This window comes from Sphingomonas sp. Leaf343 (genome assembly GCF_001423765.1).
GTDB lineage: Bacteria > Pseudomonadota > Alphaproteobacteria > Sphingomonadales > Sphingomonadaceae > Sphingomonas.
The window spans coordinates 524,224-541,483 of the sequence record NZ_LMPG01000001.1; the positions used below are offsets into that span (position 1 = coordinate 524,224).

Genomic DNA, 17,260 nt, shown 5'->3' on the forward strand with positions numbered 1-17,260 from the left:
CGACCTTCCACGGAGTTCTCGCGTGAAATACCTCCACACCATGATCCGCGTCACCGATCCGGACAAGACGATCGCCTTTTTCGAACTGCTCGGCCTGAAGGAGGTGCGGCGACTGGAGAGCGAGAAAGGCCGCTACACGTTGATTTTCCTCGCCGCCGACGCCGACATGAACGCCCCCGGCGAACGCGCCGAGGCGGAGGTCGAGCTGACCTACAACTGGGACCCGGAGGACTATTCGGGCGGACGCAATTTCGGGCATCTCGCCTACCGTGTCGAGGATATCTACGCGACCTGCCAGCGGCTGATGGATGGCGGCGTCACGATCAACCGCCCGCCGCGCGACGGCCACATGGCGTTCGTGAAGACGCCCGACGGCATCTCGATCGAGCTGCTGCAGGACGGCACGCTCGAACCGGCCGAGCCGTGGGTATCGATGCCGAACACCGGGACCTGGTGACATGCCGGGCCTCGACATCGTGCGGGTGCCGGTCCTGACGGACAATTATGCCTGGCTGATCCACGACCCGAAGACGGGCGAGGTGGCGGTGGTCGATCCGGGCGAGGCCGCCCCCGTTCTCGCCGCCGCGAAGGAACGCGACTGGACGATCGACCAGGTCTGGACGACGCACTGGCACCCCGATCACACCGGCGGCAACGCGGAGATGAAGGCCGCCGGCGCCACGATCACCGGGCCGGGCGCCGAGGCCGCGAAGATCCCGACGCTCGACACGCAGGTGGGGGAGGGCGACGTCATCCGTATCGGGAGCCACACCGGTCACGTCCTGTCCGTGCCCGGTCACACCGCCGGCCATATCGCCTTCCATTTCGCGGACGATGGTCTGATCTTTACCGGCGACACGCTGTTCGCGATGGGCTGCGGCCGGTTGTTCGAAGGGACGCCGGCGCAGATGTGGCGCAACATGGAACGCTATGCCGCGATGCCCGACGAGACGAAGGTCTATTGTGGCCACGAATATACCGTCTCCAACGCCGCCTTCGCCGCCCATGTCGATCCCGGCAACGACGCGGTGACCCGGCGCAAGGCTGCGGTCGAGGCGCAACGCACGGCCGGCGAGGCGACCATACCCTTCTCGATCGGCGAGGAGCGTGCGACCAATCCGTTCCTGCGCGCCGGCAGCGCCGAACGGCTGGGCGAGTTGCGGGGCATGAAGGATGATTTCCGCGGATGATGCGGTGGCGGTGTGGAGGATGATGCGATGAAGTTCCTGATCCCGATCGCCGCGCCCCTCCTGCTCGGGGCCTGCGCCGCGACCCCCGCCGAAACCGCGCGCGCCACCGCCGTCGCGCAAGGCGATGCGAACCGGCTCGCCAAGGTGCTGGCGGGCTTCGTTCCCGGCCGCAAGACGACCTGCATCCCGTCGATGCGGTCGTCGCGGACGGAGGTGTACGGCCCGACGCTGATCGTCCGCGACAGCGTCGGCAGCAGCCCGGTCTACGTCGCCGACACCGGCGGCGGGTGCGAGCGGGCGGCGCGCGGCGACATCATCGTCACCGTCCGCTCGCTCGGGCAGATGTGTTCCGGCGACATCATCCAGACCCGCGACCAGAACCAGGGATTCTTCACCGGCAGTTGCTCGCCGGGCGAGTTCACCGAATATCGAAAGGCGAAATGATGCGCGTCCTGATCCTCGCCGCGCTGGCGCTGCCCCTGCTCGCCGCCAAGTCCGACCCGCTCGCCGGCCGCGTCGCCGGCCCGCCGCAACGCTGCATCTCGCTGATGTCCCAACAGGGTCTCTACATAGCCGACGAGAACCTGATCCTCGCACAGCAGAGCGGCCGTCGCATTTGGCGCGCGAACACCGTCGGGCGATGCTCGATGCAGTCGCTCGATACGCTGATCGTCGACGTGTACGGCAGTCAGGTCTGCCGCAACGACCGATACCGCGTGCTGCGGACCGGTACGTCGATCCCCGGACCTTATTGCCGGTTCGAAAGCTTCACCCCCTACGAAAAACCGCCGAAGAACTAGGCGGCCAGTTCGATCGCCTCGCCTGACGCGGCATTCACCAGCCGCTTCTCCAGCGTCTTCAGCCGCTGCGCCGCCGTGATCCTGTCGCCGGTCAGGTCGGTCAGGTAGAACGTATCGACCGCGCGCTCGCCGTACGTCGCGACATGCGCCGAGTGGATCGTCACCTTCGACTGGAACAGCGCCTGCGCCAGTTGATGCAGCAGGGCGGGCCGGTCGCGCGCGTTGACCTCGACCACCGTGAACCGGTTCGACGCCTTGTTGTCGATCAGCACGTTGGGCTGGATCGCGAACGCATCCGCCCGCGGCCGCACCGCCGGCTTGGCGGTCAATCTGTCCGCGAGCTTGCTACGGTTCGCCAGCGCATCCTCGATCGCGGCCTTCAACCGCGTCAACTGGCTGGCATCCGCGAACGGCCGCCCCAGCGGGTCCTGCACGAGGAAATTGTCGATCGCCATCCCGTCGCGAGTCGTGTGAATGCGCGCGTCGATGATGTTCCCCCCCGCCAGACTGATCGCGCCGGCGATGCGATAGAACAGCCCCGGATGATCGGCCGCGTGGATTGTCACCAGCGTCGCGCCGCGTTCCGGATAGACCTGCGCATCGATCGACAGTGGCGTGTCGGCCGCGGTCATCGCCCGCGCATTGTGCGCCAGAACGTCGTCCGGCTCCGCGATCCAGTACGCCTCGGGCAGGCGGCGGACATGCTTCGCCAGCGCCACGTCGCTCCAGCCCATCGCCGCCTGCAAGCGTGCCTGCTTCTCCGCGATCCGCTCGCTGCGCCCGCGCTGCTTGTGCCCGAGCCGCAGTACCTCCTCCGCGGCATGGAACAGGTCGGCCAGCAACTGCCGCTTCCACCCGTTCCACGTCCCCGGGCCGACCGCGCGGATGTCGACGATCGTCAACACCAGCAGCAGCCGCAATCGCTCCGGCGACGCCACCGTCTCGCAGAAATCGAGGATCGTCTTGAAGTCCGACAGGTCGCGCTTGAACGCCGTCGCGGACATCAGCAGATGATGCCGCACCAGCCACGCCACCGTCTCGGTCTCCGCCGGGTTCAGCCCGAACCGCGGTGCCAGCCGCAGCGCCACCTCCGCCCCCAGGATCGAGTGGTCGCCGCCACGCCCCTTGGCGATGTCGTGGCACAACACCGCCACGCGTAACGCCCGCCGCGAGACCGTCTGACCGATGATCGCCGTGGCGAGCGGATGATCCTCCTTCAATGTCCCTGCCTCGATCCGCGCGAGCAGGCCGATCGCCTGGATCGTATGTTCGTCGACGGTAAAGTGATGATACATGTCGAACTGCATCTGCGCGACGACCCGGCCGAAATCGGGCACGAACCGGCCGAACACGCCGGCTTCGTTCATCCAGCGCAGCACCAGCTCGGGATCGCGCGGGCTGCACAGCACGTCGAGGAACAGCGCATTGGCACGCGGATCGCGGCGGATGCCGTCGACCAGCTTCGCGTCGCGCGCGGCGGCGCGCATGGCCAGCGGGTGGATCTCGATCTCGTTGGCATCCGCCAGCGCGAAGATTTCGATCAGCCGCACCGGATCCTCGGCGAAGAACTGGTCGCCGGGCAGGCCCAGTCGCCCCCGATCCAGCACGAATCCCTTCAGCCGTTTCGGACTGCGGCGGATACCGGGAAAGCCGAACCGCCGCCCCCGCGCCGCGAACCGCTCGTCCAGATGCGCGAGGAACACGCCGGTCAGCGTGCCGACGGTCTTCGCATGCAGGAAGTAGAGCTGCATGAACCGTTCGACCGCCGGCTTGCCCGCCGCATCACGAAACCGCATCCGCGCCGCGACCTCCCGCTGCACGTCGAACGTCAGGCGGTCTTCGGCCCTGCCGGTGATGACGTGCAGGTGGCATCGCACCGCCCACAGGAACTCGTCGGCGCGGTGGAACAACCGATATTCGGCGGACGTGAACAACCCGACATCGACCAATTGCCGCGCCCGCTCCACGTCATAGACGTATTTGCCGATCCAGAAGAGCGCGTGCAGGTCGCGGAGCGATCCCTTGCCCTCCTTGACGTTGGGTTCGACCACATAGCGGGTATCGCCCATCCGCCGGTGTCGCGCGTCGCGCTCAGCCAGCTTGTCGGCGATGAACTGGCGCTCGGTGCCGCGCTGCACCTCGTCGGAGAAGCGCCTTTCGGCTTCGTCTGCCAGCGCCTGATCGCCGACGACGAACCGCCCTTCGAGCAAGGCGGTACGCACCGTCACGTCGGCCTTGGACTGCCGGATCATCTCATCCAGCGAACGGCTGGAATGGCCGACCTTCAGCTTCAGGTCCCACAGCGCGTACAGCACCGTCTCCACCACCTTGGCGGCGCGGGGCGAGGGCGTGTCGCGCGTGAGGAAGCCGATATCGATATCGGAATGCGCCGCCATCTCGCCGCGCCCGTAGCCGCCGACCGCCATGACCGCGATCGGCTCGCGCTCGTCCGGATGCAGCCGCAAGGCGACCGCGAACAGGATCTGCAGGATGCGATCGATCAGATACGCCTGCGCCGCTGCCGCTTCCAGCCCGCGCGTCGGCCGCTCGGCCAGCCGACGCGCGATCTCCTCGCGTCCGGCGTCCAGAGCATCGCGCAGCAGCGTGGTCGCGGCGACCGGAAGCTGGTCGATCGGCAACGCCGCCACGGCTTCGGCGAGCGCGCGCCGATCGACGATCGCCTTGCGGTTGGACAGACTTTCGAAGCGATAGGTCATTGCGATGCTACATGGCCGTTCGCCGCCGACAGCGCTAGCCGTCCCGCGCCAGCGCCTTCAGCCGGTACAAGGTGTCGAGCGCCTCGCGCGGGGTCAGGGCGTCGACGTCGATCGCCTCCACCTCGGCACGGATCGCATCGCACTGTTCCTCCTCGACGGCAGCGGCCGCGGCGAACAGCGGCAGGTCGTCCAGCCCCGCCGCCAGTCCGCCCGTCTTGGCGCGACCGGCCTCCAGCTTCGCCAGCACCGCCTTGGCCCTCGCGACCGTCTGCGGTGCCATTCCCGCCAGTCGTGCGACGGCAAGGCCATAGCTGCGATCCGCCGGCCCGTCCGCGAGCTCGTGCAGCAGCACCAGTTCACCCTTCCATTCGCGGGCACGGACATGATGTAGCGACAGGGCGTCGCAGCGCTCCGCCAGCCGCGTCAGTTCGTGGTAATGCGTTGCGAACAGGCAGCGACAGCGATTGTCTTCGTGGATCGCCTCCACCACTGCCCAGGCGATGGCCAGCCCGTCATAGGTCGATGTCCCGCGACCGACCTCGTCGAGGATCACGAAGCTGCGCGGCGTCGCCTGCGCCAGGATCGCCGCCGTCTCGACCATCTCGACCATGAACGTCGAACGTCCGCGCGCCAGATTGTCCGATGCGCCCACCCGGCTGAACAGACGGTCGATCATCCCCAGCGTCGCGCTGCTCGCAGGGACGTAGCTTCCCGCCTGCGCCAGTACCGCGATCAGCGCATTCTGGCGCAGAAATGTGGATTTGCCGCCCATGTTCGGACCCGTGACGAGCCACAGCCGCGACGTCTCCGACAGTCGGCAGTCATTGGCGACGAAGCGTCCGCCCGATTTGGCGACTGCGGCCTCGACCACCGGATGCCGCCCGCCTTCGACATCGAAGCACGGCTCCTCGACCAGCTTGGGCCGGGTCCAGCCGCCTTCGGCCGCGCGCTCCGCCAGAGCGGCGGATACGTCGATGCGCGCCAGCGCGTCGGCGGTGGCGGCGATCGCTTCCCGGTGCGCCAACGCACGCGCGGTCAGGTCCTCCAGATGCGCCGCTTCCGCCGCCAGCGCGTGCGCGCCGGCCTGCGCCACTTTCTGCGCGACCTCGTGCAGCGCGGGCGTGTTGAAGCGCACTACGCCCGCCAGTGTCTGGCGATGCGTGAAGCCGCTGTCGGGTCTCATCAGGGCGTCGGCGGCGCGCGCGGGCACCTCGACATGATAGCCGAGTACGTTGTTGTGCCGCACCTTCAGCGCCGCGACGCCGGTGCTGCTGCGCATCTCCGCCTCCAGCGCGGCGATCGTCCGCCGTCCGCCCGCGCCCGCGTCGCGCAGATCGTCCAGCGCCAGATCATAACCGGCAGCGATATAGCCGCCGTCACTCGCCTCGATCGGCGGTGAGGGCACCAGCGCGCGGCGTAGCAGATCGATCAGTTCGCCGTGCCCGCGCAGCCGCGGTGCAAGCTCGGCGAGCAGGGCGGGGGGCTCGCCCGACGCCAGTCGCTCGCCCAGCGACCACGCGCCGTCCAGCCCGTCGCGAAGCTGCCCCAGGTCGCGCGGACTGCCTCGGCCTGCGACCAGCCGACCCAGCGCCCGCCCGATGTCGGGCAGCGCCCGCAAGGCGGCCCGCACCCGCTCTCGCGCGCCGTCATCGTCATGGAAATGGCGGACCAGATCGAGCCGCGCGTCGATCGCGCCCCGCTCCACCAGCGGTGCGCCCAGGTCCGCCGCGAGCAACCGCGCGCCGGCGCCCGTGACACTGCGGTCGACCGCATCCAGCAGCGATCCCTTACGCTGGCCGGAGGCGGTCTGTGTCAGTTCCAGGCTCTCGCGTGTCGCCGCATCGATCGCCATCGTCTGCGCCGCGCGGTGCAGCACCGGCGTGCGCAGGAACGGCAGCGCACCCTTGGCGGTATGATCCAGATACGCGACCAGCCCGCCCGCTGCCGCCAGTTCAGCGCGCCCGAAGCTGCCGAACCCGTCCAGCGTCGCGACCGCGAACAGGCGCTTCAGCCGCGCTTCGCCCGCGCCGCTGTCGAATTCCGCCTTGGGCCGTAGTGTCGTCGCCAGATCGGCGGTGGCGCTGGCCTCCGACGCCACCACCTCCGCCGCCCCCAGGCGGGCCAGTTCCGCGGGCAAGCCGGACTGATCGAGCGCGATCACCACGAACCGCCCGGTCGACACGTCCGCCGCCGCCAGTGCGACCTCACCCGCCGCTTCGCCGATCGCGACGCACCAGTTGTCCGCCCGCGCGTCGAGCAAGGCTTCCTCGGTCAGCGTGCCCGCCGTGACGACGCGGACGATCGCGCGGTTGACCAGCGCCTTCGATCCGCGTGCCTTGCGCGCCGCCTCCGGACTTTCGGTCTGTTCGGCGATGGCGACGCGGTGGCCGGCCTTGATGAGGCGTTGCAGATAGGCGGTCGCGGCATGCACCGGCACGCCGCACATCGGCACCTTTTCACCATCATGCTCCCCGCGTGCGGTCAGCGCGATGTCGAGCACGCCGGCGGCAATGCGCGCGTCCTCGAAGAACATCTCGAAGAAATCGCCCATGCGGTAGAAGAGCAGACAATCCTGCGCCTCTGCCTTCAGGGCATGATATTGCGCCATCATCGGCGTCGGGGCGGGGTTCACCGGAGACGTTTCCCGGTCCGGCACGCGCTGTAACAGGTTGTGGGAATAATCACCCGCCGTTCGTGGCGATGGTACGGCCGAAGGTAGCACGGAGGGAAAGATCGCGCGTGCGACGCGGTGACTGGACGGGTTCGGGCTTCATCGCTTCCGACATACGCATGCCCGCACCGGGTTGAAACCCCCCGCCCAAAGCCCGTAGAGGCCGTAAGGTAATCCGGGAGAGGCCGCCGCCATGTCAGACGCCGTCAACGTCCAGTTCTCCGAGCGCGAGGCGCTGCTGTTCCATTCGGAGGGACGGCCGGGCAAGATCGAGATCGTCGCGTCCAAGCCGATGGCGACGCAACGCGATCTGGCACTCGCCTATTCGCCCGGCGTGGCCGTTCCCGTCCGCGCCATCTACGAGGACCCGGCCACCGCCTACGACTATACCGCCAAGGGCAATCTCGTGGCGGTCATCTCCAACGGCACCGCGATCCTTGGCATGGGCAATCTCGGTGCGCTGGCGTCGAAGCCGGTGATGGAAGGCAAGGCGGTGCTGTTCAAGCGCTTCGCCGATGTCGACTCGATCGACATCGAGCTGAAGACGGAGGATGTCGACCGCTTCATCGATGCGGTCGAGTTGATGGAGCCGACGTTCGGCGGCATCAATCTGGAGGATATCAAGGCACCCGAATGCTTCATCATCGAGCAGACGCTGCGCGAGCGGATGAACATTCCCGTCTTCCACGACGACCAGCACGGCACCGCGATCATCACCGCCGCGGGCCTCATCAACGCCTGCCTGCTGACCGATCGCAATCTGGCCGACGTGAAGGTCGTGGTGAATGGCGCGGGGGCCGCCGCCATCGCCTGCACCGAACTTATCAAGGCGATGGGCGTGCGCCACGACAACGTCATCATGTGCGACCGTTCGGGCGTGATCTATCAAGGTCGCACGGACGGCATGGACCAGTGGAAGTCCGCCCACGCCGCACTGACCGATGCCCGTACGCTGACCGACGCGCTGCACGGTGCCGACGTGTTCCTCGGCCTGTCCGCCGCAGGGGCGCTCCAGCCGGACATGGTCGCCGACATGGCCCCCGCGCCGATCATCTTCGCGATGGCCAATCCGGAACCGGAAATCCGTCCCGAACTCGCCAAGGCGGCGCGCCCCGATGCGATCGTCGCCACCGGCCGGTCGGATTACCCGAACCAGGTCAACAACGTCCTGGGCTTCCCCTTCATCTTCCGCGGCGCGCTCGACGTGCGCGCAACCGGCATCAACGATGCGATGAAAATCGCCGCCGCCAACGCCATCGCCGAACTCGCCCGCCAGCGCGTGCCGGAGGAGGTCGCGATCGCCTATGGCACGCGGCACAGCTTCGGGCCGGAATACATCATCCCGGCCCCCTTCGATCCGCGTCTGATGGAGGTCGTGCCCGCCGCCGTCGCCAAGGCGGCGATGGATTCCGGCGTCGCGACCAAGCCGATCCTCGACATGGAGCGATATCGCCAGTCGCTGCGCGAGCGGCTCAACCCCACCACCTCGCTGCTGACGCTCGCTTATGAAGGGGCCCGCGCGCATCCCAAGCGCGTGCTGTTCGCGGAGGGCGAGGAGGAGGTCGTGCTGCGCGCCGCCATTGCCTTCAAGGAGGGCGGCTATGGTACGCCCGTCCTCGTCGGGCGCGACGACGTGTACGACCGGCTCAAGGCGCTCGGCGTCACCCGGCCGGAGGAATACGAGGTCCATAACAGTCGCCATTCGCCGCTCGTGCCGCGCATGGTCGACTTCCTCTACAAGCGTCTGCAACGCCGCGGCTTCCTGCATCGTGACGCGGAGCGGATGATCAATCAGGACCGCAACATCTTCGGCGCCGTCATGCTGCAACTCGGCGAGGCCGATGCGATGATTACCGGCATCACCCGAACCTGGGCGCATACCATGCGCGAAGTGAAGCGCGTGATCGATCCGGAGGCGGGCCGTACCCCCTTCGGCATCCACATCCTCGTGGGCCAGAGCCACACCGTCTTCATCGCCGACACCACCGTCAACGAGCGACCATCGGCGGAAGAACTGGCCGATATTGCCGAACAGACCGCGCAGGTCGCGCGTCGCATGGGTCACGAACCGCGCGTCGCGTTCCTCAGCTATTCGACCTTCGGCAATCCGGAAGGCCGCTATCTGGAAAACGTCCGCGCCGCGGTCGGGGTGCTAGACGGGCGTCAGGTGAGCTTCGAATATGAGGGCGAGATGTCGCCGGATGTCGCGCTCAATCCCAAGCAGCTCGCCAACTATCCGTTCGCACGACTGTCGGGTCCGGCCAACGTCCTCGTCATGCCGGGACTTCAGTCGGCGAATATCTCGGCCAAGCTGCTGCGCGAGCTGGGTGGCGACAATATGATCGGGCCGATGCTGATCGGCATGGAAAAGCCCGTCCAGATCGCGCCGATGACCTCGACCGCCAGCGAACTGGTGACGCTGGCCGTGCTGGCGGCAGGTGGAATCGCACGCTGAATTTTCGTTCCGCAGCCCGATTTGACCCCGGCGAATGTCGGGGTCCAGCTGCTGCCAAATTAGTTCGAGTATGATGTCCGCTCCAACATCGAAGCCCATCATCGGACTCCGGCCTTCGCCGGGATGGCGCAGGGGCGCTCTGGCGTCGGCGCTGCTGATGCTGACGGCGACCGCCGCTCCACAAACCGGCCCGCGTCCCGGCATCGTCCGGGTCCGGCTCGATACGACCGCCGGTCGTATCCTGCTCGCGCTTGATGCACGCCGCGCGCCGAAGACGGTCGAGAACTTCATGGCCTATGTCGACGACGGCCGGTTCGACGGCACCACCTTCTATCGCGCGGCGCGCGGCAAGAAGGATTCGAAGACCGGCTTCATCCAGGCCGGCATCCGTACCGACGCGCGCCGCATCCTGCCGCCGTTCCCGCTGGAGACGACGGCGAGGACCGGCATCCGCCATCTCGACGCGACCGTGTCGATGGCCCGTGCCGCATCACCGGACTCGGCGGGCGGCAACTTCGTCATCACGATCGGCCCGGCCCCCCAGATGGACGCACGTCCGGATTTCGCGGGCTATGCCGCGTTCGGCCACGCCATCGGAGGTCTGGACGTGGTCAAGCGCATCCTCGCGCTGCCGTCCGGCGGCGGCGTCGACGCGTTCAAGGGTCAGATGATCCTGAAGCCAGTGAAGATCATCAGGGCCGTCCGCCTCGACGGAAAGGCGAAGCCGACCAATCAACCCAGGGCATGGTTGCTGACGCAGGCGGGATGATCGCCAGTTCCAAGCGATGCTGCATCAGCGTGGAAGACGACGTTTGCGCGGCGGCTCCTCGCGGCTCAGGTGTATCGCAGGACGGTAGCCGGGTCGGTCCCCGCTGCCCGAAGTGCCGGGTAGAGGGTGCTTAGCACAACCCCGGACGCGACGATCACGACGATCCAGCCGATCTCCGCGCCGGTGACCGCAAGCGGCAGCGTGAGCAGTGCGTCCAGTTCGGCCGAGGGTCCGGCGACTTGCCCGCGCACCAGTTCGGCGAGGGGGTCTTTGGCAGCCTTCAGCGCCAACCCGATGCCGAGGCCAGCGGCTTCCCCCGCCAGCCCCATGGCAGCACCGACGCCGACGAAGACCTTCGCGACAGATGACCTGGACATGCCCATCGTCCTGAGGATCGCGATCTCGCGGGCCTTGTAGCGCGCCAGCATCACCATCGACGACATGATGTTCGACAGTGCGATCATCGTGACGATCGAGATGACGACGGTCATCGCCAGGCGCTCTTGATCCAGAGCTCCGAACAGCGCCTTGTTCAAATCCCGCAGGGTCGCGATTTCGTAGCCGTTCCCGATGGCGTTCCTGATCGCCTCCAGCGTCGTGTCTTGAGAGTCGAGATCGTCGAGCACGACGTTGATCCGGGTCGCGACGGACGACATGCCCAGCACGCTGCGCAAGTCATCGGCCGACATGATCACCCGGCGGCCGTCGACCGCATAAACGTCCGTGCGGAAGATGCCGGAGACGGTGAACTCATAGCTCGCCACGCTGACGTTTGCGCCGTCGTAGCGGATCGACGCGATGGCGGCATGATCGCCGATGCCGACGCCGAGACGGCCAGCCAGATCGCTGCCGAGCGCGAGCGTCCCCGGCTGGCCCGGCGGTCGCCCGATGACGACGGCGGTCGTGCCCTGAAACAGGGGCAGCATCGACATCTTGGCGGGATCAAGCCCTTGCAGATCGGCGGCCTGCGATCGGCCGGCGACGGCGATCAGTCCTGTTCGATCCAGCGTCGCCACGGCTGCTTTCACCCCGCCGACCTCGGCGAGCTTCTGCTCCAGCTGGAAAGGATGCACGAGCCGGTGGCGTGCGCCCGAGACGAAGACGTGCCCATCGACGGACGCGATCTGACCCGCCAGCCGTGCCTCCGCTCCGTTCATGAAACTGACGACCAGCACCAGCGAAGCGACGCCGATCGTCACGCCTGCAAACCCGATGGCGGCTATCAGCAAGGCCATTCGCCCGCCGATTCCCGGCATCAGGAAACGGGAAATCAGAAGTCGCTCGTACCTATTGGGCAAACCCGTCCCCTCGTTCCGTGCATTGGCCGCGAAGCTACTCCGCACCCGCTGCCAACCTGTTTTCGGCCATTCGCCTCCGACAGTCGGGATCGCGATACTCACCCGTCGATGCTGACCCCCAGCGACGCGTGGACCAGCCCGCCGTCGACCGTGATCGTCTCGCCCACCACATAGTCGCCCGCGCGCGAGGCGAGATAGATCGCCGCGCCGGCCATGTCCTCGTCGCCGCCGATCCGGCCCGCGGGGATGGACTTGCCGACCGCGTCGCCATGGTCGCGCGCGGCGCGGTTCATCTCGCTGGCGAATGCACCCGGCGCGATCGAGGTCACGGCGATCCCGTCGCGGATCAGCCGCGCTGCCAGTCGCTTCGTCAGATAGATCAGCGCGGCCTTGGACGCGTGATAGCTGTACGTATCCCACGCATTCAGCCGCTGGCCGTCGATCGAGGTTATGTTGATGACCTTGGCGGTGCGCTCCGCCCCCGCCGCTTTCAATAGTCCGTGCAGCGATTGCGTCAGGAAGAACGGAGATTTGACGTTCAGGTCCATGACCTTGTCCCAGCCGCTCTCGGGAAACTCCTCGAACGCCACGCCCCACGCCGCACCGGCATTGTTGACGAGGATGTCGAGCCGCTCCTCCCGCTCGCCCAGCGCCGCCGCCAATGCGCGGCAACCATCGACAGTCGACACATCGGCGGGCAGGGGAATGCAGTTCGGCCCCAGTTCGGCCGCCGTTTCCTCGCAGGCGGCGACCTTGCGCGACGAGACATAGACTTTCGCACCCTGCGCCACGAAGCCGGCTGCGATCATCCGCCCGATGCCGCGACTGCCGCCCGTGACGAGCGCGACACGACCGTCGAGCCGGAACAGCGTGCTGGTATCCATATCGTCATCCTCTCGCGTCGCCGGCCCGTCGCCGTACCTTTTGACGGGGGTAGCCGCTGCGGGGATGGTTGGCGAGCAGAACGAAAAAGGGCTGCCCTCCCGTCAGGAAGACAGCCCCGTTTCCACGATCCCGGGTGGGGATCAGTCGTTCAGATATTCGCCTGCATCGGCGTCCGTGCCGGTGCCCGACGGCACGACCGAAGCCAGAGGATCGTCGCCGGTGCCGGTGTCGTCGCGGCGCGAACGCTGCTCCTCCGCCGCCCGCAGCTCGGCTGCGGATTCCGGCGCAACCAGCACCGCCGACAGTGCGCGCTGCTGAGCCCGAAGCGCCACGTCGCGGCTGGTGGCCGCCACGCGGAGGCGGTTCATGCCCGCACCCGTACCCGCCGGGATCAGACGCCCGACGATCACGTTCTCTTTCAGGCCCATCAGCGTGTCCTGCTTGCCCTGGACCGCCGCCTCGGTGAGGACGCGAGTGGTTTCCTGGAACGACGCCGCCGAGATGAAGCTGCGGGTCTGCAGCGACGCCTTGGTGATGCCGAGCAGGATGGGCTTGCCCTGCGCACGCGCCTGGTTCTTGTCGAGCTTGTCGTTGATCGCGTCCATTTCCTCGCGATCGACCTGCTCGCCCTTTAGCAGCGTGGTGTCGCCGCCGTCCGTGATCTCGACCTTCTGCAGCATCTGACGAACGATGGTCTCGATGTGCTTGTCGTTGATCTTCACGCCCTGCAGACGATAGACCTCCTGGATTTCCGACACGAGATACTCGGCCAGCGGCTCGATCCCCATCGTCTCCAGAATGTCGTGCGGATCGGGGCTGCCGCCGATCAGGTTGTCGCCACGCTTGACGTAGTCGCCTTCCTGAACGTCGATCACCTTCGACTTCGGCACCAGATACTCGACGACGTCGCCGCCATCCTCCGGCTGGATTCCGATCTTCCGCTTGGCCTTATAGTCCTTGCCGAACACGACCCGGCCGGAGACCTTGGCGATGATCGCCGACTCCTTGGGGACACGCGCCTCGAACAGTTCGGCCACGCGCGGCAGACCGCCGGTGATGTCGCGGGTCTTGGCGCTCTCACGCGAGACACGCGCGATCACGTCGCCACCCTGAACCTGCGCGCCGTCCTCGACCGACAACGTCGCGCCCACCGCCAGCATGTAGCGACCGGCCTCACCCGAGCTTTCGTCGAGCAGGGTCAGGCGCGGACGCAGATCCTCCTTCGACTTGGTCGAGGTGCGGTATTCGGTCACGACGCGCTGGGCGATGCCCGTAGCTTCGTCGGTCTGCTCGACGAGCGTCTTGCCCTCGATCAGGTCGACGAACTTCACCGTGCCGGGGTTCTCGGTGATGACCGGCATGGTGAACGGGTCCCACTCCGCCATGCGATCACCCTTCGACAGGATGTGACCGTCGTCCATCAGCACATACGCACCATAAGGGATGCGATGCGTCGACAGCTCGCGACCGTCCATGTCGAGGATCGCGATCTCGCCGGAGCGCGACAGCGTCACGCGGCGGCCACGCTGGTCGACGATCAGGCGCAGGTCGCGGAACTCGGCCTTGCCATCGACCGGCGATTCCAGGTTCGACTGCTCGTTGAGCTGCGCCGCGCCACCGATGTGGAACGTGCGCATCGTCAGCTGCGTGCCCGGCTCACCGATCGACTGCGCGGCGATGACGCCGACAGCCTCGCCGATGTTGACCGGCGTACCGCGGGCGAGATCGCGTCCGTAGCACTTGCCGCAGACGCCGATCTTGCTCTCGCAAACCAGCGGCGAGCGGATCTTCATCCCCTGGATGCCGATCTTCTCGATCTGCAGGATCATCGGCTCGTCGAGCAACGTGCCCGTCGGGATGACGACCTTGCCGGTCTTCGGATCGACCACGTCCTCGGCCGTGGTGCGGCCAAGGATGCGCTCGCCGAGCGAGGCGATGGTCGAACCGCCCTGCACGATCGCCTTCATCTCCAGCGCGCGCTCGGTCCCGCAATCCTCCTCGATGATGACGCAATCCTGCGACACGTCGACGAGACGGCGGGTTAGATACCCCGAGTTCGCCGTCTTCAACGCCGTATCCGCGAGGCCCTTGCGAGCACCGTGGGTGGAGTTGAAGTATTCGAGGACGGTCAGGCCTTCCTTGAAGTTCGAGATGATCGGCGTCTCGATGATCTCGCCCGACGGCTTCGCCATCAGGCCGCGCATGCCGGCGAGCTGCTTGATCTGTGCCTGCGAGCCACGGGCACCGGAGTGCGCCATCATGTAGATCGAGTTGATGTCCTTCTCGCGGCCCTTGTTGGGACCGTCGGTGTGGTGACGGACAGCCTTGATCTCGTTCATCATCGAGTTCGCGACCTGATCGCCGCACCGCGACCAGGCGTCGATCACCTTGTTGTACTTCTCCTGCTGCGTGATCAGGCCGTCCTGATACTGCTGCTCGAAGTCCTTCACCTGATCGCGCGTCTCGTCGACCAGCTTCTCCTTGTCCGGCGCGATGATCATGTCATCCTTGCCGAACGAGATGCCCGCCTTGAACGCGTGCCGGAAACCGAGCGCCATGATCGCGTCGGCGAACAGCACGGTCTCCTTCTGGCCGGTGTGACGATAGACCTCGTCGATCACGTCGCCCACGTCCTTCTTGGTGAGGAGGCGGTTGACGGTCTCGAACGGCACCTTCGACGACTTCGGGAGCGTCTCGCCGAGCAGCATGCGGCCCGGCGTCGTCTCGAAGCGCTTCATATACTGCTTGCCGGCCTCGTCCGTCTGAGGGACGCGGCTGATGATCTTGGTGTGCAGCGTCACCGAACCGGCGTTCAGCGCCTGATGCACCTCCGCCATGTCGGAGATCAGCATGCCCTCGCCGGGCTCACCCTCCTTCATCATCGACAGGTAATACAGGCCCAGCACCATGTCCTGCGACGGCACGATGATCGGCTTGCCGTTCGCGGGCGACAAGATGTTGTTCGTCGACATCATCAGGACGCGCGCTTCCAGCTGCGCCTCGAGCGACAGCGGGACGTGCACGGCCATCTGGTCGCCGTCGAAGTCGGCATTGAACGCGGAGCAGACCAGCGGGTGAAGCTGGATCGCCTTGCCCTCGATCAGCACCGGTTCGAACGCCTGGATGCCGAGCCGGTGGAGCGTCGGTGCGCGGTTCAGCATCACGGGATGCTCGCGGATCACCTCGTCCAGGATGTCCCAGACTTCCTTGCGCTCCTTCTCGACCCACTTCTTAGCCTGCTTCAGCGTCATGCTGAGGCCCTTGGCATCGAGGCGCGCGTAGATGAACGGCTTGAACAGTTCGAGCGCCATCTTCTTCGGCAGGCCGCACTGGTGCAGCTTCAGCTCAGGTCCGGTCACGATGACCGAACGACCCGAATAGTCGACGCGCTTGCCGAGAAGGTTCTGGCGGAAGCGGCCCTGCTTGCCCTTCAGCATGTCGGACAGCGACTTCAGCGGACGCTTGTTGGCGCCCGTGATCGTGCGACCACGACGGCCGTTGTCGAAGAGGGCGTCGACCGCCTCTTGCAACATGCGCTTTTCGTTGCGGACGATGATGTCCGGCGCACGCAACTCCATCAGCCGCTTCAGGCGGTTGTTGCGGTTGATGACGCGGCGGTACAGGTCGTTCAGATCCGACGTCGCGAAACGGCCGCCGTCCAGCGGCACCAGCGGGCGCAGCTCGGGCGGGATAACCGGCACGACCTCGAGGATCATCCATTCGGGACGGTTGCCCGACTCCAGGAAGCTCTCGACGACCTTCAGCCGCTTGATGATTTTCTTGGGCTTCAGCTCCGACTTCGTGGTCGCCAGTTCTTCGAGCAGATCGCGCTTCTCACCCTCGAGATCGAGCGATTCGAGCATGATCCGCACGGCCTCGGCACCGATGCCGGCCGAGAACGCGTCCTCGCCATACTGGTCCTGCGCGTCGAGCAACTCGTCCTCGGTGAGGAGCTGGAACTTCTCCAGCGGCGTCAGGCCCGGCTCGATGACGATGTACGCCTCGAAGTATAGCACGCGCTCCAGCTGCTTCAGCTGCATGTCGAGCAGCAGGCCGATGCGCGACGGCAGCGACTTCAGGAACCAGATGTGCGCGACCGGCGCAGCCAGCTCGATATGGCCCATTCGCTCGCGGCGGACCTTCGACACCGTGACTTCGACACCGCACTTCTCGCAGACGATGCCCTTGTACTTCATGCGCTTGTACTTGCCGCACAGGCACTCGTAATCCTTGATCGGACCGAAGATGCGCGCACAGAACAGGCCGTCACGCTCGGGCTTGAACGTGCGGTAGTTGATGGTCTCGGGCTTCTTGATCTCGCCGAACGACCACGAACGGATCTTGTCCGGGGACGCGATGCCGATCTGGATCTGGTCGAAGGTTTCCGGCTTGGCGACCGGATTGGCGAAGTTGGTCAGTTCGTTCATGTCGTTTTCCCTCAGGAGGGTAAAATCAGTGCCGGGCCAGCAGAGCAG

Annotated in this window: 11 protein-coding genes; 6 read left to right on the plus strand and 5 right to left on the minus strand. The window is 66.5% G+C overall.

The annotated features are described in order from the left end of the window. The first annotated feature begins 22 nt into the window (after positions 1–22). The 4 genes from ASG07_RS02250 to ASG07_RS02265 are packed head-to-tail and all read left to right on the plus strand — an operon-like array spanning position 23 to position 1,990. Positions 23–457, plus strand: coding sequence for a VOC family protein (locus ASG07_RS02250; protein ID WP_055841558.1), 435 nt, complete (start codon positions 23–25; stop codon positions 455–457). Position 458: 1 nt separating this feature from the next. Further along, the gene (gene gloB, locus ASG07_RS02255; protein WP_055841561.1) at positions 459–1,190 is read left to right on the plus strand and encodes a hydroxyacylglutathione hydrolase; all 732 of its coding nucleotides are present in this window, start codon (positions 459–461) and stop codon (positions 1,188–1,190) included. Positions 1,191–1,217: 27 nt separating this feature from the next. Next, positions 1,218–1,634 carry a hypothetical protein gene (locus tag ASG07_RS02260; RefSeq protein ID WP_156361700.1) on the plus strand — a complete coding sequence of 139 codons (417 nt, stop codon included), beginning with the start codon at positions 1,218–1,220 and terminating at the stop codon, positions 1,632–1,634. After that, entirely contained in the window at positions 1,634–1,990 is a 357-nt protein-coding gene (locus ASG07_RS02265; protein ID WP_055842884.1) for a hypothetical protein, read from the plus strand. The genes ASG07_RS02260 and ASG07_RS02265 overlap by 1 nt, the downstream gene beginning before the upstream one ends. Here ASG07_RS02265 and ASG07_RS02270 read toward each other — a convergent pair. Both ASG07_RS02270 and mutS read right to left on the minus strand, forming a co-directional pair. Continuing rightward, positions 1,987–4,707, minus strand: a complete 2,721-nt coding sequence (locus ASG07_RS02270; RefSeq protein ID WP_055841567.1) for a [protein-PII] uridylyltransferase — start codon at positions 4,705–4,707, stop codon at positions 1,987–1,989. The genes ASG07_RS02265 and ASG07_RS02270 overlap by 4 nt on opposite strands. Before the next feature lie 34 nt (positions 4,708–4,741). After that, complete coding sequence (mutS, locus tag ASG07_RS02275) at positions 4,742–7,318, minus strand: DNA mismatch repair protein MutS (RefSeq protein ID WP_055842889.1); 2,577 nt, start codon at positions 7,316–7,318, stop codon at positions 4,742–4,744. 253 nt (positions 7,319–7,571) lie between these two features. Here mutS and ASG07_RS02280 point away from each other — a divergent pair, with 253 nt between their 5' ends. Further along, positions 7,572–9,833 carry an NADP-dependent malic enzyme gene (locus ASG07_RS02280; protein WP_055841570.1) on the plus strand — a complete coding sequence of 754 codons (2,262 nt, stop codon included), beginning with the start codon at positions 7,572–7,574 and terminating at the stop codon, positions 9,831–9,833. 157 nt (positions 9,834–9,990) lie between these two features. Next, on the plus strand, positions 9,991–10,602 hold the full coding sequence (locus tag ASG07_RS02285; RefSeq protein ID WP_055841572.1) for a peptidylprolyl isomerase: 612 nt from the start codon (positions 9,991–9,993) through the stop codon (positions 10,600–10,602). Positions 10,603–10,667: 65 nt separating this feature from the next. Here ASG07_RS02285 and ASG07_RS02290 read toward each other — a convergent pair whose 3' ends face one another. The 3 genes from ASG07_RS02290 to rpoC form a co-directional block, all read right to left on the minus strand. Further along, entirely contained in the window at positions 10,668–12,002 is a 1,335-nt protein-coding gene (locus ASG07_RS02290; RefSeq protein ID WP_156361701.1) for an ABC transporter permease, read from the minus strand. Then, on the minus strand, positions 11,999–12,784 hold the full coding sequence (locus ASG07_RS02295; protein ID WP_055841578.1) for an SDR family oxidoreductase: 786 nt from the start codon (positions 12,782–12,784) through the stop codon (positions 11,999–12,001). The genes ASG07_RS02290 and ASG07_RS02295 overlap by 4 nt, the downstream gene beginning before the upstream one ends. 141 nt (positions 12,785–12,925) lie before the next feature. Next, the gene (gene rpoC, locus ASG07_RS02300) at positions 12,926–17,212 is read right to left on the minus strand and encodes a DNA-directed RNA polymerase subunit beta' (protein WP_055841581.1); all 4,287 of its coding nucleotides are present in this window, start codon (positions 17,210–17,212) and stop codon (positions 12,926–12,928) included. Positions 17,213–17,260: the final 48 nt, after the last annotated feature.